General features: G+C 54.8%; 24 protein-coding genes. 12 read left to right on the top strand and 12 right to left on the bottom strand.

All coding sequences use genetic code 11. From position 1 onward, the window contains the following. The first annotated feature begins 25 nt into the window (after positions 1–25). From exbB to HEQ72_RS00560, 4 genes are all read left to right on the top strand, one after another. Positions 26–949 carry a tonB-system energizer ExbB gene (exbB, locus tag HEQ72_RS00575; protein WP_168022304.1) on the top strand — a complete coding sequence of 308 codons (924 nt, stop codon included), beginning with the start codon at positions 26–28 and terminating at the stop codon, positions 947–949. A 6-nt stretch (positions 950–955) separates the two neighbouring features. After that, complete coding sequence (gene exbD, locus HEQ72_RS00570; RefSeq protein WP_168019150.1) at positions 956–1,381, top strand: TonB system transport protein ExbD; 426 nt, start codon at positions 956–958, stop codon at positions 1,379–1,381. After that, entirely contained in the window at positions 1,378–2,121 is a 744-nt protein-coding gene (locus HEQ72_RS11665) for an energy transducer TonB (RefSeq protein WP_168022303.1), read from the top strand. Before exbD ends, HEQ72_RS11665 begins: the two co-directional genes overlap by 4 nt. Before the next feature lie 135 nt (positions 2,122–2,256). After that, positions 2,257–3,168, top strand: coding sequence for an amino acid ABC transporter substrate-binding protein (locus HEQ72_RS00560; protein ID WP_168019154.1), 912 nt, complete (start codon positions 2,257–2,259; stop codon positions 3,166–3,168). Here HEQ72_RS00560 and HEQ72_RS00555 read toward each other — a convergent pair. Together HEQ72_RS00555 and fliI are read right to left on the bottom strand one after the other, a co-directional pair. After that, complete coding sequence (locus HEQ72_RS00555; RefSeq protein WP_167804767.1) at positions 3,151–3,597, bottom strand: hypothetical protein; 447 nt, start codon at positions 3,595–3,597, stop codon at positions 3,151–3,153. The two genes, HEQ72_RS00560 and HEQ72_RS00555, sit on opposite strands and share 18 nt — an antisense overlap. A gap of 14 nt (positions 3,598–3,611) precedes the next feature. Then, on the bottom strand, positions 3,612–4,958 hold the full coding sequence (gene fliI, locus HEQ72_RS00550) for a flagellar protein export ATPase FliI (protein ID WP_168019156.1): 1,347 nt from the start codon (positions 4,956–4,958) through the stop codon (positions 3,612–3,614). Positions 4,959–5,134: 176 nt separating this feature from the next. On the opposite strand from fliI, the gene ctrA reads away from it, so the two are divergent. Continuing rightward, entirely contained in the window at positions 5,135–5,860 is a 726-nt protein-coding gene (gene ctrA / locus HEQ72_RS00545) for a response regulator transcription factor CtrA (RefSeq protein ID WP_168022302.1), read from the top strand. Between the two features lie 12 nt (positions 5,861–5,872). Here the strand turns inward: ctrA and pdxY are convergent, their stop codons facing one another. Together pdxY and HEQ72_RS11550 are read right to left on the bottom strand one after the other, a co-directional pair. Then, positions 5,873–6,751, bottom strand: coding sequence for a pyridoxal kinase (gene pdxY, locus HEQ72_RS00540; RefSeq protein ID WP_168022301.1), 879 nt, complete (start codon positions 6,749–6,751; stop codon positions 5,873–5,875). A 58-nt stretch (positions 6,752–6,809) separates the two neighbouring features. Next, entirely contained in the window at positions 6,810–6,935 is a 126-nt protein-coding gene (locus HEQ72_RS11550; RefSeq protein WP_272487503.1) for a hypothetical protein, read from the bottom strand. 113 nt (positions 6,936–7,048) lie between these two features. Between HEQ72_RS11550 and HEQ72_RS00535 the strand changes: the two genes are divergently transcribed. Continuing rightward, positions 7,049–8,614 (top strand): catalase, encoded by a 1,566-nt coding sequence (locus tag HEQ72_RS00535; protein ID WP_168022300.1) that lies wholly within the window; start codon positions 7,049–7,051, stop codon positions 8,612–8,614. A 43-nt stretch (positions 8,615–8,657) separates the two neighbouring features. Here the strand turns inward: HEQ72_RS00535 and HEQ72_RS00530 are convergent, their stop codons facing one another. Continuing rightward, positions 8,658–10,223 carry an ATP-binding protein gene (locus tag HEQ72_RS00530; protein WP_168019166.1) on the bottom strand — a complete coding sequence of 522 codons (1,566 nt, stop codon included), beginning with the start codon at positions 10,221–10,223 and terminating at the stop codon, positions 8,658–8,660. A gap of 385 nt (positions 10,224–10,608) precedes the next feature. Between HEQ72_RS00530 and sdhC the strand changes: the two genes are divergently transcribed. Genes sdhC through HEQ72_RS00510 form a run of 4 tightly spaced genes read left to right on the top strand, consistent with a single transcriptional unit; the run spans position 10,609 to position 14,002 of the window. After that, positions 10,609–10,992, top strand: coding sequence for a succinate dehydrogenase, cytochrome b556 subunit (gene sdhC / locus HEQ72_RS00525; RefSeq protein WP_168019168.1), 384 nt, complete (start codon positions 10,609–10,611; stop codon positions 10,990–10,992). A gap of 24 nt (positions 10,993–11,016) precedes the next feature. Continuing rightward, positions 11,017–11,403 (top strand): succinate dehydrogenase, hydrophobic membrane anchor protein, encoded by a 387-nt coding sequence (gene sdhD, locus HEQ72_RS00520; protein ID WP_168019170.1) that lies wholly within the window; start codon positions 11,017–11,019, stop codon positions 11,401–11,403. Further along, positions 11,403–13,193, top strand: a complete 1,791-nt coding sequence (gene sdhA / locus HEQ72_RS00515) for a succinate dehydrogenase flavoprotein subunit (protein WP_168022299.1) — start codon at positions 11,403–11,405, stop codon at positions 13,191–13,193. Before sdhD ends, sdhA begins: the two co-directional genes overlap by 1 nt. 26 nt (positions 13,194–13,219) lie before the next feature. After that, a complete protein-coding gene (locus HEQ72_RS00510; RefSeq protein WP_168022298.1) occupies positions 13,220–14,002 on the top strand; it encodes a succinate dehydrogenase iron-sulfur subunit in 783 nt (260 codons plus the stop codon). Positions 14,003–14,061: 59 nt separating this feature from the next. Here the strand turns inward: HEQ72_RS00510 and recJ are convergent, their stop codons facing one another. The 5 genes from recJ to HEQ72_RS00485 form a co-directional block, all read right to left on the bottom strand. Then, positions 14,062–15,831 (bottom strand): single-stranded-DNA-specific exonuclease RecJ, encoded by a 1,770-nt coding sequence (gene recJ, locus HEQ72_RS00505; protein WP_168022297.1) that lies wholly within the window; start codon positions 15,829–15,831, stop codon positions 14,062–14,064. A gap of 17 nt (positions 15,832–15,848) precedes the next feature. Beyond that, complete coding sequence (glpX, locus tag HEQ72_RS00500) at positions 15,849–16,853, bottom strand: class II fructose-bisphosphatase (RefSeq protein ID WP_209315584.1); 1,005 nt, start codon at positions 16,851–16,853, stop codon at positions 15,849–15,851. A gap of 68 nt (positions 16,854–16,921) precedes the next feature. Further along, positions 16,922–18,214 carry a homoserine dehydrogenase gene (locus HEQ72_RS00495; protein WP_168019176.1) on the bottom strand — a complete coding sequence of 431 codons (1,293 nt, stop codon included), beginning with the start codon at positions 18,212–18,214 and terminating at the stop codon, positions 16,922–16,924. A 34-nt stretch (positions 18,215–18,248) separates the two neighbouring features. Next, positions 18,249–19,484, bottom strand: a complete 1,236-nt coding sequence (locus HEQ72_RS00490; RefSeq protein WP_168022296.1) for an LL-diaminopimelate aminotransferase — start codon at positions 19,482–19,484, stop codon at positions 18,249–18,251. A 164-nt stretch (positions 19,485–19,648) separates the two neighbouring features. Continuing rightward, the gene (locus HEQ72_RS00485; RefSeq protein ID WP_168022295.1) at positions 19,649–20,458 is read right to left on the bottom strand and encodes a hypothetical protein; all 810 of its coding nucleotides are present in this window, start codon (positions 20,456–20,458) and stop codon (positions 19,649–19,651) included. 233 nt (positions 20,459–20,691) lie between these two features. On the opposite strand from HEQ72_RS00485, the gene HEQ72_RS00480 reads away from it, so the two are divergent. Continuing rightward, entirely contained in the window at positions 20,692–22,506 is a 1,815-nt protein-coding gene (locus tag HEQ72_RS00480; RefSeq protein ID WP_168019179.1) for a PHA/PHB synthase family protein, read from the top strand. 7 nt (positions 22,507–22,513) lie between these two features. Here the strand turns inward: HEQ72_RS00480 and HEQ72_RS00475 are convergent, their stop codons facing one another. Both HEQ72_RS00475 and HEQ72_RS00470 read right to left on the bottom strand, forming a co-directional pair. Further along, the gene (locus tag HEQ72_RS00475) at positions 22,514–23,050 is read right to left on the bottom strand and encodes a gamma carbonic anhydrase family protein (RefSeq protein WP_168019180.1); all 537 of its coding nucleotides are present in this window, start codon (positions 23,048–23,050) and stop codon (positions 22,514–22,516) included. 27 nt (positions 23,051–23,077) lie between these two features. Next, positions 23,078–23,800 (bottom strand): SDR family NAD(P)-dependent oxidoreductase, encoded by a 723-nt coding sequence (locus tag HEQ72_RS00470; protein ID WP_168019276.1) that lies wholly within the window; start codon positions 23,798–23,800, stop codon positions 23,078–23,080. Positions 23,801–23,986: 186 nt separating this feature from the next. Between HEQ72_RS00470 and HEQ72_RS00465 the strand changes: the two genes are divergently transcribed. Beyond that, entirely contained in the window at positions 23,987–25,138 is a 1,152-nt protein-coding gene (locus tag HEQ72_RS00465) for an OpgC family protein (RefSeq protein ID WP_168019181.1), read from the top strand. Positions 25,139–25,250: the final 112 nt, after the last annotated feature.

The following is a 25,250-nucleotide window of genomic DNA, read 5'->3' as shown; positions in this document are numbered from 1 at the left end:
GCCAGGGCGGACAGGGTTTTTTGAAATGTATAAAATAAATGCAAAAGTATTCTCGACAGACACCATACGCCTTCTGACTATCCCGTCGGCCGTGGCGCTTTTCTGTGTGTTTTCCCTTCTGTCCCAAGCGTCCGCGACCGATGCCACAGAAGCAACAACCGCTGCTGCTGAAGCCACCGGAGCCGTTGAAGCCGCCATTTCAGCACTGCCTCATGATCTTTCGCTGGGCGGCATGTTCATGGCTGCCGACAGCGTGGTCAAAGCTGTTATGGGATGCTTGGCTCTCGCCTCGGTTATGACATGGACCATTTGGGGGGCAAAGAGCCTTGAATTACGCAAGGCAAAGCGCGACCTATCCCGTGCCATCCATGTACTGGATGCATGCCGCACAACGGAAGAAGCACGCACCGCACTCCGCGACTATACCGGCTTGTGCCACACAATGATCGAAGCTGCCATTATTGAAATCACCCTGTCCGGAGAAAGCGGTAAGGACGGCATCAGAGACAGGACATCTTCACGGCTTGAACAGATTGAGGCCGATGCCGGGCGACGTATGGCCTCAGGCCTGGGTGTCCTGGCCAGCATAGGCTCGAACAGCCCGTTCATTGGTCTGTTCGGCACTGTCTGGGGGATCATGGACAGCTTTATTGGTATTTCAAAAGCACAAACAACAAACTTGGCGATCGTGGCACCAGGTATCGCCGAGGCTTTACTGGCAACGGCAATGGGGCTGGTAGCGGCAATCCCGGCGGTTATCCTGTATAATCTGCTGGTTCGTTCGATAGGGGCGTACCGTGGTCTTGTTGGCAATATGTCGGCAACTATGCTGCGTTTGGTCAGTCGTGAGCTGGATCTGCGCTCGGACAGCTCCCCCGATGTTCATCAGCCACGCAACCACCAATCCTCCCCCGTCCGGGTGGCAATCCCGCGCTCTGCTGCGGAGTAAAAAGGCATGGCCGGCCCTGTTCATAATAGTCGCGATGAACTGATGGAAAATCACGCTATCAACGTGACACCCTTTATCGATGTTGTTCTGGTGCTTTTGGTCGTCTTCATGGTAGCCGCCCCCCTGTCGACCGTTGACACACCCGTTGATCTGCCCTCCTCAACCGCGATACCAACACCCAGACCAGACAATCCCGTCTTTCTGACAGTGACCCGCGACGGGAACCTTCTTCTGGGGCACGAGACACTGTCCACCGCCATGCTCCCCGCAGCACTGGATGCCCAAACCGGTCAGAACCGTGAACAGCGCATTTTTCTTATGGCAGACAAGGCGGTGAATTACGGAACAGTCATGGCCGTCATGAATGTACTGCGGGACAATGGATATCTGAAAATTGCCCTGACCGGAGTGGAGGAAGGACAAAATCCGTGAGGAAGCACACAGCATCCTTGCCATGGGAGCCAGAATCCTTCAATCGCTGGGCGAGCTGTTTTGGTACTGTGCTTCTGGCTCACTGCCTTCTTGTGGCTGCCGCGCTGGAAACCTGGATCACACCGGAGCCGACAGCAGGCTTTGTCACAGGGCAAGCTTTGCTTGTTGACATGCTGCCTGCGCCGTCAGCCTCTGCACCACCATCTCATGCGGTAGAAGAACCACACCAGCAAGAGCAAAAACTGCAACCCGTTCAGGAAGCAGACGTAACGCTCCCCAAGCCGGCCCCCAGGACAGAAACGCGCCGCCGCAAAACCAATTCCAAGCCTGCTGCATTACGTACTACGGAAGAGAACCCGGTACAACGGGACCAGTCGCAGGATACCCCAGGCCAACAAGCACCTTCTTCCAACACCAGCGTCACAACACAATCCGACAGCTCTGCTGCGGCCAAAATGTCGCTCTGGCATGGCCAGATCCTGTCACATCTTGAACGCCACAAACATTACCCCCGCCTTGCAAAAGCACGCTATCAGGAAGGTACTGTTGTTATCCGGTTCAGGATTGCCAGAACGGGGGATGTTTTGTCCGTGGGCCTGGAAGAATCATCGGGCTTCCCGCTTCTGGATCAGGAAGGTCTGGATCTGGTAAGGCGCGCAAGCCCTCTTCCTCCCCCTCCGTCCGGAACAGAAAGCTCTGTTCTTGAGCTTGTCTCTCCGATACAATTCTACCTGAGATAAGATCAAAGATCCCGGTGACACATTTTGGTCAAGTATACTGGTTTTGCGTAAGTATATTTGCCATACTTACTGAGGTCTTCCTGAATACCAGAGTACCCGGTCAACACTCTATCGCATGACAAGGGGTGAGCGCATATGTTCCAGACCATCAGTCCCTGTCAGGCATGGCGGATGTTGAGGTTGGCAATGGTTGCGCTGATGGTTGCCCTGCTTCCCGTATCTGGCCTCTGCCTGGCGCAAGAGCCTATGGAAGTGCGGACGCCTGCCCCGGAAAATCCGGATGATCCCCGCTTTGCCTGGTCTGTAGAAGTGCTGAGGATGGCCCTACAGGCAACAGAGCAGGACTTTGGTCCATGGAAATTGGTTCTGGAATCCAGGGTCTCGGATAGAACACGACTGGAAACAGAGCTTGAGAAGGGGGGCTTGATCAATGTTGCCCTTCTCCCCAGCTGTACGATCAGTGACAAACGCTTCATGCGGGTCAGTCACGTTGCGGACCGGGGTCTTCTGGGATACCGGGTTGCCATTATACGGGCCGGTGAGCAGAACAAGTTTTCCGGCGTCAAAACTCTGAATGATCTTGCTGCCTTCGCCGTTGCCTCTGGCCGGAACTGGCATATAAGCAAAATCTTCATAGGTAATGATTTGCCCGTGACTCTGTGGCCTGATCTGGATGGCCTGTACAATCTCCTGTCTATAGGTCGGGTAGATTATTTGTCCCGTAGCGTCTACGAAGTCATGCGTGAACTTGATCACTACAAGCAGACATACCCGGACCTGGCGATCGAACAAACACTACTGGTCCGAACCCCGATTGCCATGTGGCTTTACGTATCAGTCGGTGAGGACAGGCTGAAAGAACGCCTCGAAGCGGGGATGGACCGCATATTGGCCAATGGAGCCCTGAAGACCCGGTTTGACGCATTGTTCCGCAAGGATCTGGAGGCCCTGAACCTGAAGAGCCGTCACGTTATTATGCTGAATGATCCGGATGCTCACGGTCCCACACTGGCAATCCCGACCACAGAGTTACTTACGGGTCAATAAACTGGTCCGCCCCCCACGACGGCGATAAATCTCAAGACCGATGTCATCTTGCAGGGCACGTTCTTGGCGTTCACGCATGGATGTCTCACGCCCGATACGGTTGTCCTCGGCAATTTCACTGGTCTTCAGTTCCTTGAATGCCTCGGCCAGCGTATCACGGGCAGCACTGATCTGCCGACGAAGGTCTTTCAGAGTTTTTTCAAGTGTCTCGCGGCGCTCCTTGGCCCAGCGCACATAGCCGCCATAGGTCAGGCCGGCACCCAAGGGATCAGCCGCGGCTGCATGACGCTCCTTGATCCCCTGCTCTTCCAGAGCAAGAAGCAAAGCGATAAGCTGCTCCTCCGAAGCGATCAGACGCGCCAGAAAGCGACGTTTCTCATCAACATCCCACTTACGTAGGCGTACAAGACCCTTCAGGGTACGTGACACGACAGACTCCCCTTTTATCTGCTATCAGCTGCCATCTCGAACCCAACGGCCTCAGCCAGAGCGGCATACGTTTGATCCAGCGTTGCGGACTCAGTCTTGCCCTGACCCAGCACGGCTTCTATACGGGGATACAGGGCTATCGCCTCGTCCACTTCCGCATTGGATCCATCTTTGTAGGCACCAAGACGGATCAGTTCACTCATATCCTCATAAACAGACACAATCCGGCGGCAACGTGAAATCAACTGGTTTTGCCATTCCGTATTGCAGCCGGGCATGGTCCGGGAAACAGATCGCAGGATGTTCATGGCGGGATAGCGACCCCTCTCGCTGATGGACCGCTCCAGCACAACATGTCCATCCAGAATACCGCGCACAGCATCGGATACGGGCTCGTTGTGATCATCCCCCTCGACCAGAACCGTGAATAGGCCGGTTATGTTACCCTGCCCGGGACCTCCCGGGCCAGCACGCTCCAGCAACTTGGGCAACTCGGCAAAAACGGTTGGTGTATACCCCTTGCTGGCCGGTGGCTCTCCCGCAGAAAGGCTGATCTCGCGCTGGGCCATGGCAAAACGGGTCACACTGTCCATCAAACAGAGGACCTCGGCACCCTTGTCCCGGAAATACTCTGCCACCGCCATGGTCAAATAAGCAGCCTGACGCCGGATCAAGGGGGGCTCATCAGACGTGGCAATCACAACAACAGAGCGGGCCAAACCTTCAGGCCCCAGATCATCTTCTATGAACTCCCGGGCCTCACGCCCGCGCTCTCCTATAAGCCCACAAACAATCACATCAGCCGATGAGTACTTGGCCATCATGGACATGACAGAAGATTTTCCGACGCCTGATGCGGCAAAAATCCCCATACGCTGGCCAACGCAACACGTTGTGAAAGCGTTCAGGCACCGAATACCAAGGTCCAGCTTCCCCCCTACTCTCTGTCGTGCATGAGCTGGTGGCGGCGAGGCCCGAACCGGATAGGCAACAGGTCCTGACAACAAAGGCCCCAAACTGTCTGCAGGCTCAGCCATGGCGGTTATGACACGCCCCAGCCATGATTCATGCGGATAGACAGCCGGAGCGGCAGCAACCACCTCGGCACAAGCCCCCAAACCTATCCCGTCCAAGGTCCCAAAAGGCATCAGCAGTGCCCGACCATCGCGAAAACCGACAATCTCTCCCGGCACCATGTGCTGATCCCGCCTTGTGAGCATCACACGGTCTCCGACCGAGACAGATGTTTGTATGCCTCCAACTTCGACCAGAAGCCCCTGTACAGCAACCACGCGACCAAAAAGTCTGTAATCAGGCAAGCGAGCAATGTCTGTCAGCAGATTGCTTGTCGGTATGGGCATACGAGGATCTTTCCGCCATGAATCACAAGACACTGCGTACTGTTACACTACGGGCACACAGACACTTGGTGCTTGCACGTAACAATCAATCACTCTATCGTTAATCTCGGGTTAATCGGATGTCCGGATTCAAAGAACAGGGATCAAGACATCTGCGCAGAGCATGAGGGTGCCCCATGCGCGTTCTTGTCGTAGAAGACGATACAGCCACCCGGCAGAGTATCGAACTCATGCTTCGCAAAGAGCAGTGGGTTGTTGACTCCACCAACTTGGGCGAAGATGGCCTAGAGATCGGCAAGCTCTACGATTATGACATCATCTTGCTCGACTTGGTCCTCCCGGACATGGACGGGATGGACGTCATCCGGCAGCTGCGGGCTGCGCGGATTGAAACACCAGTCCTGATCCTGTCCGGCCTTGACGAACCAGACAGAAAAGTCCGTGGGCTTGGCAGCGGCGCCGATGACTATTTGACAAAGCCATTCGACCGCTCAGAACTGATCGCACGTATTCAGGCAATCGTGCGACGCTCAAAGGGTCACTCCCAATCCGTTGTGCGAACAGGGCGGCTGTGCGTCAACCTGGACGCCCATACCGTCACGATCGACAGCAACCCCGTACACCTGACGGTCAAGGAATACGGTATTCTTGAGCTTCTGGCTCTCCGCAAGGGCACGACACTCACCAAGGACCAATTTCTCAGCCATCTTTACAATGGCATTGATGAACCAGAGCTGAAAATTATCGATGTTTTCATCTGCAAACTACGGAAAAAACTTGCCGTAGCATCAGACGGAGATAATTACATCGAAACAGTCTGGGGGCGTGGCTATGTACTGCGCGATCCATCTATTGCCGGCGAAACAGCCGCTTCTCAGACCTCCGATGCTGTGTCAGCCTGAAACAGGCGCATACTACACAAGACTTTCAGAATCAAACAGGTATGGGGGTGTCAGGAGATATTCTTGGCATACGATCAGTTGAGGCTCCACCTCTTCCCGATGAACGGTCTCTTTAATAATGGCATGCAGCGAGGATGCCGCATGTGACATTGCCTGAGGAACAGGCACATCGTGTAACAAGGCACCGGTCAGCAATGCGGTGAAAATGTCACCGGTTCCATGCATGCTGGCCTTGACTGGAATACGTTCGACACGAACCAACCAAGCCTGTTCAGCAGTTACAGCCAAACAACCAATCTCGCCAGGATCAGGCAAAGGAAGACTGGTCGTGACCACAAGGCGGGGCCCCCGTCCAATAACAATCTTGGCTGCCTTCAAGGCATCTTCAACTGTACGAACATCCATGCCAGCAAGAAGAGCCAGCTCAAAACGGTTTGGAACCACAACATCAGCCATTGGTACCAAACAATCGGCAAAGAAGGCCGGGATATCCGCAGGTGCATACAAGACCCCGGTTCCGAAAGCATTGTCATCTCCCATAACAGGATCACAGACATACAAGCTTTCTTGGTTGCAATCACGCATGCGACAAACGGCCTTTGCAATGACCTTTCCCAGTGCGGCACGTCCGAGAAAACCCGATACCATGGCAGAACATTGCCCAAGAATGCCGTTACTGTCCAAACCAGACAAAACATCGCGGACATGCGCCGGACGAAAAATATCACCACGAACATCGGGATAACCAAGCCGGCTGGACAGCTGACACGTATGAACCGGCCACACTTCAAATCCCATCCGCTGCAAGGGAAAGACAGCCGCAGCATTGCCGACATGGCCATAGGCTACATGCGACTGTACGGATACGACACTACGAGCAGGAGGAAACATGCCCAAAGAACACTCCTGAAGAACAAAACTGCGTCGCGCAAAACATCACGAACATCTTTTAAGTACCGCACTGTGTTGCGGTCACAGCATCAGAACGAACCGGTATATCTCCGAACAGAAAATTTGCCCTGACGACGGCATGACGTAACATCTCATAACTATCGGTATCATAAAAAGAAGTCATGGCTGTACGTTCCATGAATTTTCTCGCCTGTTGTCGCCTCTTTGCATCGGTCATGGCCTCGCTCATTCTCACTACCGCTCTAGAACACATTCTAGATTTCGGGGGAAGAATCCATGGCCAGTACACCGACGTCACATCGCCGCTTACGCACAAAAGCGGGCGCACCAGTTACCAACAACCAGAACAGTATGACAGCAGGACCCCGGGGGCCACTCCTGTTGCAGGATGTATGGTTCCTGGAAAAGATGGCGCATTTCGACCGTGAAGTTATCCCCGAGCGCAGAATGCATGCCAAGGGATCAGGTGCCTATGGCACCTTTACCGTTACCAAGGACATCACCAAATACACCAAAGCAAAGATCTTTTCCAAAGTTGGCAAGAAAACCGACTTGTTCATACGCTTCTCAACCGTTGCCGGAGAACGCGGTGCCGCCGATGCCGAACGTGATATCCGTGGATTTGCCATCAAGTTCTATACTGACGATGGAAACTGGGATCTGGTTGGCAACAACACACCTGTTTTTTACCTGCGCGACCCGCTCAAGTTTATCGACCTCAATCACGTGGTGAAGCGCGATCCACACACCAACCTGCGCAATGCCACATGGAAGTGGGACTTTTTCTCCCATCTGCCGGAAAGCCTGCACCAGTTGACCATAGATTTCAGTGATCGAGGCATCCCCCGTTCATATCGCCATATGCATGGCTTTGGCAGCCATACGTTCAGCTTCATCAATGCCAAAAAGCAACGCTTCTGGGTCAAATTCCATCTGAAATCACGGCAAGGAATCCAGAACCTGGACCCCGCAGAAGCAGCCACCCTGATCGGGCAGGACCGCGAAAGCTCTCAACGCGACCTGTACGATGCCATTTCAAACCGCAAATTCCCGCGCTGGCGTTTCTGTGTACAAATCATGCCGGAAAAAGACGCGGCCAAATATCGATTCAATCCTTTTGACCTGACAAAAGTCTGGCCTCACAAAGATTATCCCCTGATCGAGGTCGGCGAGCTGGAACTGAACCGCAATCCTGAAAATTACTTTTCAGAAGTGGAGCAAGCAGCCTTCAACCCGGCTGATGTTGTGCCCGGTATTGGGTTCTCGCCGGACAAGATGCTACAGGGCCGGCTCTTCTCTTATGGGGACACACAACGCTATCGGCTGGGTGTCAACCACCATCAAATTCCGGTCAATGCATCACGTTGCCCGGCACATGGGATCTACCACCGGGATGGACCCATGCGCGTTGACAACATCAACTCCGGGCGCGTGACCTATGAACCGAATAGCTTCGGATGCTGGAATGAACATCCGGAACATGCCGAACCGCCGCTGAAAATTGAAGGCGATGCGGATCATTGGAACCATCGTGAGGATACAGATTACTACAGCCAGCCATGCGCCTTGTTCGAGCTGTTCGACAAAGGGCAAAGAGAAAGGCTCTTCAAAAACATTGCGGCAGATATGGATGGAGTGCCAAAGGATATACAAAAGCGCCAGATTGCCCTCTTCAAGAAAGTGCATCCAGACTACGGGGCTGGCGTTGCCAAAGCGCTTGGCCTGAAAGAAGGTGGGTCAAGTGACAAAACCAAGAAAGCTGCAAAGGCAAAAAAAGAGACAAAGAAAAAAACAGTTACCGCCAAAAGTAAAACGGCAAAGTCAGGAACACGTAAGAAGTAGGCCTAATGTAGCACCTGTCATCTCACACGATGGCAGGTGCTGCCTAAGCGTCTACAGCATCCGGATGCCCCGGTGCAGTTTCCCAACCAAGACCCGGCAGTGCAATCGCCCGGTTCCCGTACACATCGTCACGAATGACAATCACGCCTTGTTCCTCCAGATGACTTAACAAGCCACGGGCACGGCGTGATGACCGGCTGCCTCTGGCCTTGGCAATATCCGCATCGGATGGACAAGGGCCCTTCTCAAAGGCGGCCTTGGCCAACATCAGGAACAACGCCCGTAAATCTTCGGGAATCAGATCTGCAGCCGCCATCACACGATTCCAATCCTCTTCCGGCATGCAACGCTCGGTCAACCCGGCCCGCACAACAGCCAGACGGCGCCGGAAGCCAGGAAGATCAAGGCCCCGACCGCTGGCACCATGACTACGACAGCAGACCAGGAAATCCTGATACAGGACGGCGACTGAACGATAGGGCGCATCGTCATCAGACAACAGATCGCGGAGCACCATGTCGTAAAAAGCGCTCTGTCCAATTTCAGCGATAGGCTTGACGGCCTGGACCGGAGCAGGTGCAGCAACAGGGCAAGGGGCCAGAAGGGAGTCAGCTTCTCCAGCTTCAGCAAAAACAGACGACCGAATTTCTTGCCCCTCATCTTGGGCACGCGCCAACGGCATATCTGATATCGGAGGGGGAGGCTCCGTCGTCACAGGGGTAATACGCGCACAAGACATATGCCGAGTATCATGCCCTTCGGAAGCCATCAGCAAATCGCGGGCCTGCTCCCCCAGCGAAGGAGGTGGAGACAAAAGACGCGGGCTGGAAGAGCGGCCCGAAGTCTCGACCGCACCAATGCGAATGGGCAAGGGACGACGGGAAAGCGCCGGCCCAAGCGCAATAAACTGCCCTCTCTGCAAATCACGGAACATCTCGGCCTGGCGCCGCTCCATCCCCAGCAAATCTGCGGCACGCGCCATATCGATATCCAGGAAGGTCCGCCCCATCAGAAAATTGGAAGCCTCGGCGGCAACATTCTTGGCCAGTTTGGCAAGGCGCTGGGTTGCAATAATCCCGGCCAGGCCACGTTTCCGACCCCTACACATCAAATTGGTCATCGCCCCCAAAGACACCTTGCGGGCCTCATCCGATATTTCTCCCGCTGCAGATGGCGCAAACAGCTGCGCTTCATCAACAACAACCAAAGCTGGATACCAGAACGTTCTATCTGAATCAAACAGCCCCCCAAGGAAGGCTGCAGCCGACCGCAGCTGCCGTTCTGTTTCCTGGTGCTCCAAGGTCAGGACAACAGAAACGCGATGTTCGCGGACCCGCCCGGCCACTTTCTGCAGACCATTCTCGGAATGCTCGGCCGCATCCACCACAACATGCCCAAAACGTTCGGACAGGGTTACAAAATCACCCTCAGGGTCAATAATAACCTGCTGGACATGACTGGCCGCCTGCTCCACCAAACGGCGCAACAGGTGTGACTTCCCCGATCCCGAGTTTCCCTGTACCAGCAAACGTGTTGCAAGCAGCTCTTCCAGATCAAGAAAAGCAGGGGTTCCCGTCTGCGTCCGGCCCATATCGATGCTGACGGTCATGATCTCTCCGGTAATGGTCAACACAGCAAAGGGGCGAATCTGTCCATTGGGGCGTATATGTCAACCCTTGAGCCAACAGCAAAGTTGTCTGTACAGCCCTTTGCCTCCCCCTGCCCAAGGCACCAATTCTCCAGCCTTTCTGCCATTCAGGTCATGGAAATGGGCTTTCACACCGCAGCAAGGCAGATGATACCAGGGCTTTGGATTGCAGAAGCCCCGTGTCTGGGGCACGATACCGGACAACCCTTTGGAAACTGTTCCAATCATTGACAAGAAACGAGACGAAGAGCTACATCACCGACGCACCGTAAACCAGAAATTTTCCGCACCATGCGCATCCAGGGTATTGCGCTCCGGCAGGGAAACCCCGCAAGAGGCTTGGGCCATGAAAGCTGATACCAGACCAGTATCCCCGCATCTCCAGATTTATGCCTTCAGGCTGCACATGGCGATGTCCATCAGCCATCGCATTACCGGCGTTGCCCTGATCGCAGGAACCGCCCTGCTGATGTACTGGCTGTGGGCTGCAGCATCAGGCCCTGATGCCTATGCCCGCGCCGCATCCCTGATTGGTTCTCCGCTGGGCAAGCTTCTGCTTGCAGGGTGGAGCTTTGCGCTGTTTTACCACGTATGTAACGGCATCCGGCACCTGTTCTGGGATGCCGGCAAGCTTTTCGAAATTCATGAAATACGGGGTTCCGGCATTGTTGTTCTCATTGCCTCTATTGCCCTGACGGCCCTGGCCTGGGGCATAGGCATGATGCACTGAGCCGGACAGGGAGTTGAGAATACCATGACCTTGCGCACTCCACTTTCCCGGGCCCGCGGGCTTGGATCTGCCCACGAGGGCGCACACCACTGGTGGCAGCAACGCGTCACGGCGGTTGCCATGATCCCCCTCGTGTTCTGGTTTGTTGCCTCGCTGGCATCACACGTAGGGGCCGATCATGCGGCAATGCGGGGCTGGCTGTCTTCGCCGCTCAACGCAACGCTGCTGATTGCGCTTCTGGTTGCCGTTTTTCACCACGCCCAGCTGGGCCTCCAGGTGGTGATTGAAGACTACGTCCACTGTAATGCGGCAAAGGTTGCCGGAATTATTGTCACCAAACTGCTTGCAGTCCTGTTCGGCATCTTTTCTGTTGTTTTGGTGCTGATGATTGCAATGGGAGGCCGGGGCTGATGGCTGCATATACCTTTATTGACCACACGTATGATGTTGTTGTTGTCGGCGCGGGCGGGGCTGGTTTGCGTGCCACATTCGGCATGGTGGCTGCCGGGCTGAAGACGGCCTGCATCACCAAGGTTTTCCCTACACGGTCCCATACCGTTGCCGCACAAGGTGGCATCGGCGCTGCCTTGGGCAACATGGCCGAGGACAAGTGGGAATGGCATATGTACGACACGGTCAAGGGGTCAGACTGGCTGGGCGACCAGGATGCCATTGAATACATGTGCCGCGAGGCCATACCGGCTGTTCACGAGCTGGAGCACTTCGGGGTCCCCTTTTCGCGTACCCCCGAAGGCAAGATCTACCAGCGTCCCTTCGGTGGCCATATGCGTGACTTTGGCAAGGCCCCGGTACAACGGGCCTGTGCTGCCGCAGACAGGACTGGCCACGCCATTCTGCATACGCTGTACCAGCAAAGCCTGAAGCACAAGGCAGAGTTCTTTGTTGAATATTTTGCCCTTGACCTGATCATGGATCCATCCAGTGGAGAATGTCTGGGCGTTGTCGCACTCGATATGGCAACCGGTGCCATCCACCGCTTCCGGGCGCACCAAACGGTCTTGGCAACCGGGGGATACGGTCGCGCCTATTTCTCCTGTACATCCGCCCATACCTGTACCGGGGACGGCAATGGCATGGTTGCCCGCGCCGGGCTGCCTCTTCAGGATCATGAGTTTGTCCAGTTCCATCCCACCGGCATTTATGGATCAGGCTGTCTGATTACAGAAGGTGCCCGTGGCGAGGGGGGCTATCTGACAAACTCCAGTGGCGACCGTTTTATGGAGCGTTATGCACCAACAGCGAAGGATCTGGCATCACGCGACGTCGTATCCCGCGCCATGACCATGGAAATCCGCGAAAGACGGGGTGTCGGAAAAGAGCAGGACCACATTTTCCTGCATCTGGAACATCTGGGTGCTGATGTTCTGCATGCACGCCTGCCAGGCATTACAGAAACTGCCAAAATTTTCGCCGGAGTTGACGCCACGCGTGAGCCGATCCCGGTTCTTCCAACCGTACACTACAATATGGGTGGCATCCCGACGATCTACACCGGCGAGGTTGTACGCCCCAAAGCGGGAAGCCCGGATAACCTGTGCGGAGGCTTGATGGCTGTCGGAGAGGCGGCCTGCGTTTCCGTTCACGGAGCCAACCGGCTTGGTACAAACTCCTTGCTGGACCTTGTTGTCTTTGGGCGCGCCGCAGCACACAGGGCAGCGGAGCTGATAAAGCCGGGCTCCAAACACAAGCCACTACCCGCCGATGCCGGAAAGAATGCGCTGGACCGTCTGGATCGCGTTCGTCACGCCAAAGGGCCGCGTCGCGTGTCTGATATTCGCCTTGACATGCAAAAAGCCATGCAAATGGATGCGGCGGTATACCGCACGTCTAAATCCCTGCAGGAAGGTGTGGGCAACCTGAAGAAAATTGCAGGCACCATGCCGGATATGGGCATTACCGACCGCTCACTGATTTTCAACACCGACCTGATCGAGGCTCTGGAGCTTGAAAATCTTATGGCCTGTGCCAATGCCACAATGGTTTCTGCCGAAGCCCGTAAGGAATCACGCGGGGCGCATGCCCACGAAGATTACCCGGAACGCGATGACCAGACGTGGATGAAGCACACGCTGGCTTATGTTGACGAGAAATATTCCGTCCGCCTGGACTATCGGCCAGTGCATACCTACACGCTGTCGAACGAGGTTGAGTATATCAAGCCGCAAAAGCGCGTTTACTGAGCGCGCTGGCTGAAAGGGAAAACACCATGGTTGAATTCAACCTTCCTGCCAACAGCCGGGTTACCGAAGGAAAAACCGTCAAGGCCCCGGCTGGTGCCAAGAACGTCAAAACCTTCCGGATTTATCGCTATGATCCGGACAGCGGGCAGAACCCGAGACTGGACACCTTCGAGATTGATCTTGATGCGTGCGGCCCGATGGTTCTGGATGCACTACTGAAAATCAAGAATGAGATTGACTCGACACTGACACTTCGTCGTTCCTGCCGGGAAGGTATTTGCGGGTCGTGTGCCATGAACATTGACGGCACAAATACACTGGCGTGCCTGAAACCAATCGGGGATGTGAAGGGCGATGTCAAAGTCTACCCGTTGCCGCACATGCCTGTGGTCAAGGATCTGGTGCCGGACCTGACCCACGTCTACGCCCAGTATGCCTCCATAGAACCTTGGATGCAGGCCGACACCCCCTTCCCCCCGAACGGGGAGCGCCTCCAGTCTCCAGAAGACCGGGAGAAGCTTGATGGACTGTGGGAATGCATCCTGTGTTTCTGCTGCTCGACGTCCTGCCCCAGCTACTGGTGGAATGGTGATCGCTATCTGGGGCCTGCCGTGCTACTGCAGGCCGCGCGCTGGATCAATGATTCCCGTGACGAGGCAACAGGGAAACGCCTGAACGCCTTGGAAGATCCGTTCAAGCTGTATCGCTGTCACACAATCATGAACTGTACCAATACGTGCCCGAAAGGCTTGAACCCGGCCAAAGCCATTGCGGATATCAAGAAAAAGATCATCGAGCGTTCACTTTGATTGAACGCACAAACGCATATCGGAAGGGAAGGCGTAACCGCGCTTCCCCTTTCTCTTTCTCAGGCCGGTGCCGCATCCTCGACAACCAGCTGGCACTCATTCCGCCCCTGCCACGTATCCAGACGCAGGGACCCAGCCAGATGGTACGCTGTCCCTTGAGCATTAAGCAGGGCAACACCAAGATCGGTATCAATGCTGCGGAAAGCAATAGCCTTCAGTCGCCCGCCGCATGCACCGGTCAGGGTCATCCGCACATGACCTTGCCCGACAACATCTGCACGAACAATACGGGCAGATGGCACAACAAATTTAGGTGGTTCATTACCCGCTCCGAACGGGCCGGCTTTCTCGACGGTCTGTAAAAGATCAGGCGTGGCCGCACGAATATCCACAGCACCATCAACCTCAAGAACGGGCGACAAGGTCCCTTCTTTCAGCTGACTGGACAGCCTGTCAGCCAGAAACTGACGGAATTGATCCAAGCGCTCGGCCTTCAGGGAAAAACCCGCCGCCATGGCATGGCCCCCACCGGCTTCCAAAAGGCCAGCTTCACGGGCAGCAATAACCGCCCGTCCCAAGTCCAAGCCAACAACAGAGCGCCCTGATCCCTTGGCCATTCCCCCATCAAGCGCAACCACGCAAACAGGCAGGTTATAGCGCTCCTTCAAACGCCCCGCGACAATACCAATAACGCCGGGATGCCAGTTTTCTCCGGCTACCATAACCAGCGGATCATCCGTGTTTGCACGACTCTCTGCCTGTTCGATGGCCTCAAATAAAACAGCAGCCTCTATATCCTGACGCTCTGCATTATACTCGTGCAGACGCAAGGCCAGAACACCAGCCTCGACCGGATCGTCACACGCCAAGAGCTTGGCCCCCAGATCTGCTTGTCCTACACGCCCACCGGCATTGACACGTGGCCCCAAAAGATACCCCAGATGAAAAGCTGTCGGAGTTTCGGTGATCTTGGCCACATCAGCCAAAGCTGCCAGCCCGGCATTACCGCGACGCGCCATCACCTCCAGCCCACGTGCGACCAAGGCCCGGTTGACCCCGACAAGGGGAACAACGTCACAAACCGTACCAAGGGCAACGATATCGAGCCATGTCATCAGGTCTGGCTCGGGCCAGGATGAATCGCTGTACCAACCCTGCTGACGCAGCGCACGGTTGACGGCAACAATCAACAGAAAAACCACACCAACAGCAGCAAGATGCTTGTGCTCGCTGGGATCATCCAGACGCTTGGGGTTAATCACCGCCACCGCCTCAGGCAAGGTCGGCTCTGCCTCGTGATGGTCGACCACAATAACATCAAGACCCGCTGTCGCTGCAGCCTGAAGCGGCTCAAACGCTGTTGTTCCGCAATCAACCGTTATCACCAGATCTACACCGCGCTCCTTGAGTGCAAGCATGGCAGGAGTGTTGGGTCCATATCCCTCGGCAATACGATCGGGAATATAAAGAACGGGCTTCAGGCCAAGCGTCCGCAAGAAACGCAGCAACAAGGCGGACGAGGTAGCCCCGTCCACGTCATAATCACCAAATACTGCAACCGTTTCCCCTTGCCTGATAGCAGAACACAAACGCTCTACAGCCTGTGCCATGCCCTTCAGATGGAGAGGATCGGGCAAAAGAGCCTTCAAGGTTGGATTGAGAAACAAGGGCGCTGCATCCACATCAACACCACGTGCAGCCAGCATGCGACCAACAATACCAGGAAGCCCGAAACGCTGGCTGATGGTTTCAGCATGGCGCTCATCACCGGCACGTAGACACCACCGACGGCCAGCCAATGACCGCTCCACATCCAGAAATGCAACCATGTTCTTTCTCGCGCGTCCTACATATCGACAGGCAGGAAGCCTACCTTGCGATCAAAATTATGCAAGGCATCAACCCAACGGACCGTTCCAGAACGCGAACGCATAACCAACGAATGTGTCCGCGCCCCGTTATGCCACCGCTGCACACCGCGCAACATGGCACCATCCGTCACCCCTGTTGCGGCAAACATAACGTCTCCCTTGGCCATATCGGCAAGACCGTATTTGCGATCAAGATCCGTAATGCCCCAACGGGCGGCACGCGCACGCTCATCATCGTTCCGGAATAAAAGTCGCCCCTGCATCTGGCCGCCAATACAGCGCAAGGCCGCAGCAGCCAAGACACCTTCCGGAGCACCACCGCTGCCAATATACATATCAACGCCAGAACCCGGCGTTGCTGTTGCGATCACACCCGAAACATCTCCGTCCGGGATCAGGGTAATGCGTGCCCCGGCTTCCCGCACAGCCCTGATCAAGTCCTTGTGACGCGGTCGATCAAGAATACACACAACCAAATCCGAGACTGCAGCCTTCCTGGCCGATGCCAAGGCTTCCAGATTATCCTGTGGCGTTGCATCAAGATCGACGAGATCACCCGGGAGACCTGCACCAACCGCTATCTTGTCCATGTAAACATCAGGAGCATTGAGAAAACCCCCATGTTCGGCACAGGCAACAACAGCCAGCGCGTTGGCTCCTCCGGTTGCAACGATCGTGGTCCCTTCAAGAGGATCCAATGCAATATCGACTTTCGGCCCCTGCCCTTGCCCGACTTTCTCTCCAATATAGAGCATGGGCGCTTCGTCGCGCTCTCCCTCTCCAATCACAACGGTTCCGTCAAACAGAATGGAATTGAGAGCACGACGCATGGCGTCAACAGCAGCTTGGTCTGCAGCCTTTTCGTTACCACGCCCCATCCAGCGGGACGCTGAAAGAGCAGCCGCTTCGGTAACGCGGCACATTTCCAGTGCCAAGTTCCGCTCCAGACCGGGGACCGGTGTACGTGATGTATCAGCCATAACACCGGCTCCGCCCAGTCGTGATCAACAAAAGAGAACTATGCCGTAAAAATTCCGGCAAAAGAATGTCAGAAGGATTCAATACGGATAACCTGCGGAGGCTCAACAACAGCAGCAATGATACGGATCCGGCGCAACGCGTCATTCAAGGCGGCTTCCACCGTCTCATGAAGGATCATGACCACCGGCACCGCCTCACCCGGCGCACGACCTCTCTGGACAACCGCTTCCATCGAAACCTTGGCATCACGCAAGGCCGCAGCAATCTCGGCAAAAACACCCGGCAGGTCCTCGACCATCAGACGCACATAATAAGCACCCTTGCGGGCTTCCATGGTCCACTCCGGCAAAGGCACAAGATCAGCCACCGGAACACCAAAGACAGGACCAACACGCCCCGCCGCAATATCCATCAAATCAGCCACCACAGCGGAAGCGGTCGGACCACCACCGGCACCCCGGCCCTCCAGGACCGAACGCCCGACAAACTGACCCTCGGCGACAACGGCATTAAAAACACCCTCTACGGCAGCAATGGGGGCATCCTTGCGAACCAGGCAAGGATGTACCCTCTGCTCGATACCACGATCTGTAGCCTGCGCAATTCCCAACAGCTTGATTCGGTATCCCAGCTCGTCAGCAAAGGCGATATCCATAGCCGTCAACGAACGAATACCCTCGACATAAATGGCATCAAAGTCAGTACGCGTACCAAATGCAAGGCTGGTGAGAATCGCCAACTTATGAGCCGTATCAACACCATCAACATCAAAAGACGGATCTGCTTCCGCATATCCCAGCTTCTGGGCATCCAGTAGAACATCCGCAAAATTCCGTCCGGTCTCGCGCATGTTTGTAAGGATATAATTGCAGGTACCGTTCAAGATGCCATAAACGCAGCTTATCTGGTTGGCAGACAGACCCTCCCGTAAGACCTTGACGACAGGAATACCACCAGCAACAGCAGCCTCCCAGCCCAAGGCAACACCCTTCTTTTCCGCAAGGGCAGCCAGTTCAGCGCCATGGTGGGCCAACAAAGCCTTGTTGGCCGTAACTACGTGATACCCGCGCCCCAAGGCCGCCCTGACCACCTGTCCAGCTACACCATCTTCGCCGCCAACCAGCTCGCAGACGACATCAACGTGGTGGTCAGAAACCAACGCCACAGGGTCGTCGTACCATGTAATCCCTTCCATGGAAAAACCACGTTCCCGACCAGGTGTTCTGGCAGAGACCGCAACAACCTCTATCGGGCGCCCACAACGGGCCGCGATAACCGGGGCATTTCTCTGCAAGACCCTGATCGTTTCCGCACCAACCGTACCAAGACCTACAACAGCAACCTTCAGGGAATTGGGCACGAGAAAACAAGCTCCTTGGGAATTAAGGGGGAGTTTATATAACCGGACGATCCATAACGCGCCCGATCTCGGATTCCGACACTACACCCGCCCCCTGGCGCTGCAGGAACCCCTTGATATTGCGAACAGCCTGACGGATCCGGTGTTTGTTCTCAACCAAGCCAATGCGGACATAGCCATCGCCATGCTCTCCGAAACCAAGGCCAGGGGCAACCGCGACCTTGGCCTCTTGCATCAGCAGCTTGGCAAACTCGACAGACCCGAGGTGACTGAAAGCGGGTGGAATGGGCGCCCAGGCAAACATGGAAGCCGGCGGGCTGGGAACCATCCAACCTGCGTGGTGCAGACCCTCGATCAGAACGTCACGGCGTTGGCGGTACATGGTGCGGATCTGTTCCACGCAATCCTGAGGGCCATTCAGGGCTGCTGTAGCAGCCACCTGAATAGGTGTAAAGGCACCATAGTCCAGGTAACTTTTGACGCGGGCCAACGCTTTGATCAACCTGGGATTCCCTGCGGCAAACCCAATACGCCACCCGGCCATGTTGTAGGACTTGGACATAGAGGAAAATTCCACCGCCACGTCCTTTGAACCCGGAACCTGCAAGATGGATGGGGGAGGATTCCTGTCAAAATAAATTTCACAGTAGGCAATATCGGACAGCACAAAGATGTCATGCTTACGGCAAAACGCGATGATATCCTTATAAAAATCAAGCGTTGCAACCATCGCCGTCGGGTTGGACGGGAAGTTGACAATAACAGCAACCGGCTTGGGAACACTGTGGCGTACTCCACGCTCCAAGGCACGCAAAAACTCTTCATCGGGACAGGCGGGTATTGACCGCACAGCTGCACCGGCAATGATGAAACCGAAGGCATGAATGGGATAACTGGGGTCAGGGGACAGGATAACATCACCCGGGCTGGTTATGGCTTGGGCAAGATTAGCGAGCCCTTCCTTGGAGCCGATAGTAACAATCACTTCATCTTCGGGATCAAGGCTGACATCAAACCGACGACGGTAATACCCCGCCAATGCCTTGCGCAGACCAGGTATACCCCGCGACTGGGAATAGCAGTGCGCCCTTGGATTGGTGGCAGCTTCGATCAGTTTTTCAACAATATGGGGTGGCGTCGGTTGGTCGGGATTCCCCATGCCAAGGTCAATAATGTCTTCCCCGGCAGCACGAGCCTTTGCTTTCATCGCGTTGACTTCAGCAAAAACATAGGGCGGAAGGCGTTTTATACGATGAAATTCCTGGTCCATGTCCCGTTCCGGAAAAAACACTGCGCACTTGATACTGCACTGTTTACCGCGTCACACAAACGGAAGCGATAGTTGTTTTTCAGAAAACAGCTTTCCAGTGATCAAAATACGATCAAAGCAATTTTCGGGAACATTCATAACAAAAAAAGGAAAAACATAGAATATCAATAACCAAACCAAATCCGGGTATAACGCCCCCCTTCATCCGAAGAAGTCTCCGATTCATGCTCCTCCCTGTCACCTATGACAATAGCCGATGCATAGAGAGCTGTAGCAGGAATTCCTTGGGCCTGTAGAACGCTGACCACACTGCGGGCTCGTTGCAAGGCTGTACTATAAGATGCAGCGTGACCAACCACGTGGACGGTCTCATCTGCCCCCCGCTGATGCCTGAGGCGTGCTACTTGGCGCAGAATGTCATGGTCTGTACGGTCGAGAGAAAAAGATGCGGGCTGATATTCAATGGTTGCTACCAACGTGGTTTTCCCGGACTCTTGGGCTGCCCTTTCAGGAATACTCACCCTGTCGGGAGAGACAGCAGATACGCCTTGCGAATCAACAAGCACGGTAACTGGAAATTCCGGTTGCGTATCAACAACAGGCTTTGCCACGAAGGCTCTGTCCCCATTACTTGGCGTTGCTGATGGAGCAACGTCATCAACAACAGACTCCGCTTTCACAGGAGCAACCGGCTTTGGTACAGCAGGGGCAGGTGCTGTATCGACAGAAACATCAGACGCAGCAGCAGAGCGGCTCAGAATCTTTTGCTCGAAAGGCTGCTCTCTCTTCCTATCCAGCACATACTCTGGATGAGATGGAGCAGAGACCAGGCCTTCAGATCCATGAGCCTGATCACGCACAAGGTCCGGATTCGTCCCGTCAGCCTTGGCAGGCATAACCACTTCCAAGCAGCAGATCAGCACAGCAAGAAACCGAGAAATGACCGAAGGGTGCACATAGAAGGCCCTGAACATGTCTTGAATCCTCCCCTTGCGAGAAACCCGTTCCATACCCCACCCGGGTTTATTATAACTCCCAAGAAAAACAATCTACTGAAAGGTAGTGAAATTCACAGAAACTATCTTCATGATAGCATCTACTTGTTCCCTCCCCAGATCCTGATTTCTGGGCCATCCTCTCTCGTCTGCCTGATTTGTACCCCATCACCAAGACCTGAACGATCAAGGACCCAGGAAAGAAAACGCCCATGCCGGACAAGATCCCTGATCATCCAGCGCGCCCGGACGCCCAGATCCCGGACCCCACGGACATATCCCGGGCCTTGTCCAGTATTGCAGAACGCAGTCAGCGCCTGATTCAGGAATTTATCCGGCGTCATCCCGAAAATGCAGAACCGGATACGCTCGACCCTCTTAATATCGCCGGTGCGTTCCTGGAAATGACAACCCGCCTGATGGCTGACCCAGCCAGACTTGTCGAAGCTCAGGTGTCTCTTTGGCAGGACTACGTCAATCTTTGGCAGAACACAGCCTTGCGCATGATGGGTGAAAAAGCCCCTCCCGTGGTAGAGCCTGACAAGAGCGACAAACGCTTCCGTGACGAGGCATGGCAAGATAACGAGCTCTTCGACTTCATAAAACAGTCGTATCTTTTGACAGCGCGCTGGATCCGCAGCACCGTCAAGGATGTTGAAGGACTTGATGAACAGTCAGCCCGCAAGGTTGACTTCTACACACGCCAGTTTGTTGACGCGATGGCTCCCTCCAACTTCGTTCTGACCAACCCCGAAGTTCTGCGTATTACAGCTGAGACTGGCGGTGAGAACCTGATCAAGGGACTTGAACACCTTCTGTCTGATCTTGAACGCGGGCGCGGACGGCTGCGGATTTCCATGACCGACGAGAATGCTTTCGATATCGGCCGGAATGTTGCATCCACCCCGGGACAGGTCATTTTCCAGAATGACCTTATCCAGCTTATTCAGTACGCGCCATCAACAGAAACTGTGAAACATGTACCCCTTCTTATTATTCCGCCTTGGATAAACAAGTACTACATTCTTGACCTGAGAGAGAACAACAGCCTCGTCAAATGGTGTGTTGATCAGGGTTTCAGTGTCTTTGTCATCTCGTGGGTCAATCCGGATGAACATCTGGCGGCAAAGTCTTTTGAAGATTACATGACCGAAGGCCCACTGGCTGCAATAGAGGCAATCAAGGCCCAGACACACACGGAATCCATCCATGCCCTGGGCTATTGCCTTGGCGGCACACTGCTGGCCAGTACATTGGCATGGCTCAAAGCCAACGGACAGGACAGGTGCATAACCTCTGCCACCCTTCTGGCAGCCCTGACCGATTTTTCTGATCCCGGTGAGATCAGCGTATTTATCGATGACGAGCAGCTGGAGGTTCTTGACAGCAAGATGTCAAGGACAGGATATCTTGATGGCGCAGACATGGCGAACAGCTTTAACATGCTGCGCTCCAACGAGCTGATCTGGTCTTTTGTCGTCAATAACTACCTGCTTGGCAAGGAACCGTTCCCTTTTGATCTTCTGTACTGGAACAGCGATTCCACCCGGATGCCGGCATCCATGCACAGCTTCTACCTGCACAACATGTACAGGGAAAACAACCTGATCAAACCAGGCGGCATTACCCTGAAGGGAACACCGATAAACCTGCGCTGCATCGATACCCCGGTCTATATGCTGTCCTGCCGCGAGGATCACATCGCCCCATGGAAAGCGACCTATGCCGCAACACATATTTTCACGGGCAAGGTACGCTTTGTATTGGGCGCATCAGGACACATTGCCGGCGTTATAAACCCCCCGGCAGCCGGTAAATATGCATACTGGACCAATGGCCAGAAGGCCAAAACACCGGATGACTGGCTGCAGAAAGCCAAGGAACATAAAGGAAGCTGGTGGACGGACTGGATGGCATGGCTCAAGCCACAAAGTGGTGAAGACATACCGGCCCGAGACCCCGAACATGGCCCAATGACACCGCTTGAACCCGCACCGGGCCAGTATGTCCGCATCCGTGCCGGCTGAGAGTCTCTCAAAGTGAGACGATCATCTCCCGGTACTCTTTTCCCAGTGCAGAGTAATGCGCGCACTGGCTGACGATAAAGTCTGTCTCATCCGGCGTCAGATCCCTCATTTTACGGGCCGGACTCCCTCCCCATAATTCTCCGGACGGTATCCTGCGCCCTTGGGGTACCAATGCACCGGCAGCAACCATAGCCCCGCTTTCCACCACGGCAAAATCCATAACAACGGCCCCCATGCCTATGAAGGAGCGACTTTGCAAGGTACAGGCATGGATAATACAGTTGTGACCGACCAGAACATCATCCCCTATCGCGGTACCAGACTTCCCGCGCGAGACGTGGACAACCGTCCCGTCCTGAATGTTGGAGCGGCACCCGATCCGGATCTGGTGAACATCCCCCCGCACCACAGCCCCGAACCAAACCGAAGATCCCGCACCAATCACCACGTCACCAATCACACTAGCGCCCGGGGCAACAAAAACCGTAGGGTCAAGAGCCGGAGTCACACCACGCCACGGCAGAATGATGGGATTGGTCTGCATGCGAAAGCTCCTTTTGCCTGCGCAGACTTAATACAAGTGCTGCCCGCCGGTCACAAAAATTTCGCTGCCATTTATATAACCAAACTCTGACGAACAAAGCCGAAACACACAAGAGGCGACATCCTCGGGTGTTCCCATACGATCAAGCGGAATACGTGGAATCAGAGCCTCATACTCGCTCGACACCATTTCTGTTTTTATCTCTCCGGGGGCAACAGCATTAACCCGGATGCCCAATTGGGCCATTTCAGCCGCCATCTCCCGGGTCAAGCCCGACAAGGCACTTTTGCTTGTGGAGTAGGCAGAACCAGCAAAGGGATGCACAGCATGCCCGGCAATCGAGGTAATATTGACGATTGCCCCCTGCCCCCGGTGCAAATCAGCAGCGAACCCCCGGGCCAAACGCAGGGGGGTGAAGAAGTTAAGCTCGAAAACAGAGCGCCACCCATCGAGATCACCATTCAGGACCCCCAAACGCTCACGGAAAGGCGTTTTTGGGGAGATCCCGGCGTTATTGACCAAGGCATGCAACGGATCACCACCCAAGACCGAATGCACCTGCTCCACCAAACGCTCGACAGAATCAGGGCAGGATAAATCGGCACAGAGGTGCTCGCTCCATTCCCCGGGACGCGGCACAGACACAGCCCCCCTGGCACAGGTTATAACCCGCCATCCTTCGGCACAGAAACGCAAAGCTGTTGCCAAGCCAATGCCACGGCTGGCGCCACTGATAAAAACAGTATGCACAATAGCCACAATCGATGCCCTTTACTCTTCCCCGGTCAGAAGACCATCACTATGGAACAAAGCATATAACAGATATCGGTCTACATATTGGCCTGAACAGAAAAATATCCCGATTGAAAGGACAACGTTTCACTTCTATACATCCGCGCCCGAGCCTGCTTCCACAAATGAGAGAAGAATACCACCATGGGCCTTGTCACGCCCACACTGCCTACAACCAAACGGCGCGATCCCAGGGTTGATTTCTTCCGGGGCCTGGCGCTGGTATTCATGTTCTGGGACCACCTGCCGGACAATCCTCTGGGCCTGATAACAATCCGGAACTTCGGATTGAGCGATGCTGCTGAAATCTTTGTCTTTCTCGCTGGATACTCTGCAGCCATGGCATGGGGGAACCTTCTGCGGCAGAAAGGGTATTGGATTGCGGCAAGGCGCATACTGAAACGGGCCATAACGCTCTACGGAACGTATCTTCTCCTGACAGGATTGCTCGTTGCCAATGCCTGTGCCCTACAGCTCCTGCCACAATCATCGGCGTATAAAGGGGAATGGAGCCAACTGCCCGTCTGGCTGAATGATACACAAGCCTGGTGGGGCATTGTAACCCTGCAATACTGCCTGCCGCTTCTTGATCCACTGCCGCTCTATATTGTTCTTCTGCTTGGCATGGCTCTTACACTACCGCTTCTTGTCTACCGCCCGCTTGTTCTCGGGGCCTTGTCGGCATGCCTGTATGCCTCAACCCTGCTATTTGAACTTTCTATTCCGGGAACGGCTGCAAATCCCCTCTTTTTCAACCCTCTTGGGTGGCAGTTTCTTTTTTGTCTGGGCGGTCTGTGCGCGTTATACAGTGATTGCTTTCTTCCGTCCTCCCACTCCTCACGCACCCGCACCATGGCCCTGCTGATTCTCGGCACCGGCTTCCTGCTTGCCTGGAGCTGGAAATTTCCGGAACTGCACGACGCCTTCGTACCCCAAACGTTGGCAACATGGCTTTATCCCATCGACAAAAGCCTACCAGACCCTATGCGCATCCTTCACTTTCTTGCCCTCGCTTGGTTTAGCATCGTGGTGATCCCCTCGGGACCATGGCTGGATCACACGTATTCTGTTTGCCTGAGAAGAATGGGCCGTCACTCTCTATTTGTTTTTGGTACCGGCGTTATCGTCACTCCCTTCCTGACCATTCCGGCCTACGCGGCGGGAAACAGCCCTGTCGCCCATATTGTGACCGGGCTTGCCGGAACCACACTGCTCGCCCTGCTTGCAAGTGCCACAGACAGGAAAGCGAGCGTTATTCCAATGCATGCATCCAGAACAGATGCAAAAACAGCCTGAAAAGTTTTCTGGAAAGACACAATACCAAAGACCCATATACAGACAGAGGGTTTCTGACGAATCGATACTGCCAGTAAAAAATGTTAAGCATTCCCCCTGCTTCAGGAAGGAT

The organism is Haematospirillum sp. 15-248 (assembly GCF_012102665.1).
Lineage (GTDB): Bacteria > Pseudomonadota > Alphaproteobacteria > Rhodospirillales > Rhodospirillaceae > Haematospirillum.
This window is presented reverse-complemented; position numbering and strand designations above follow the sequence as displayed.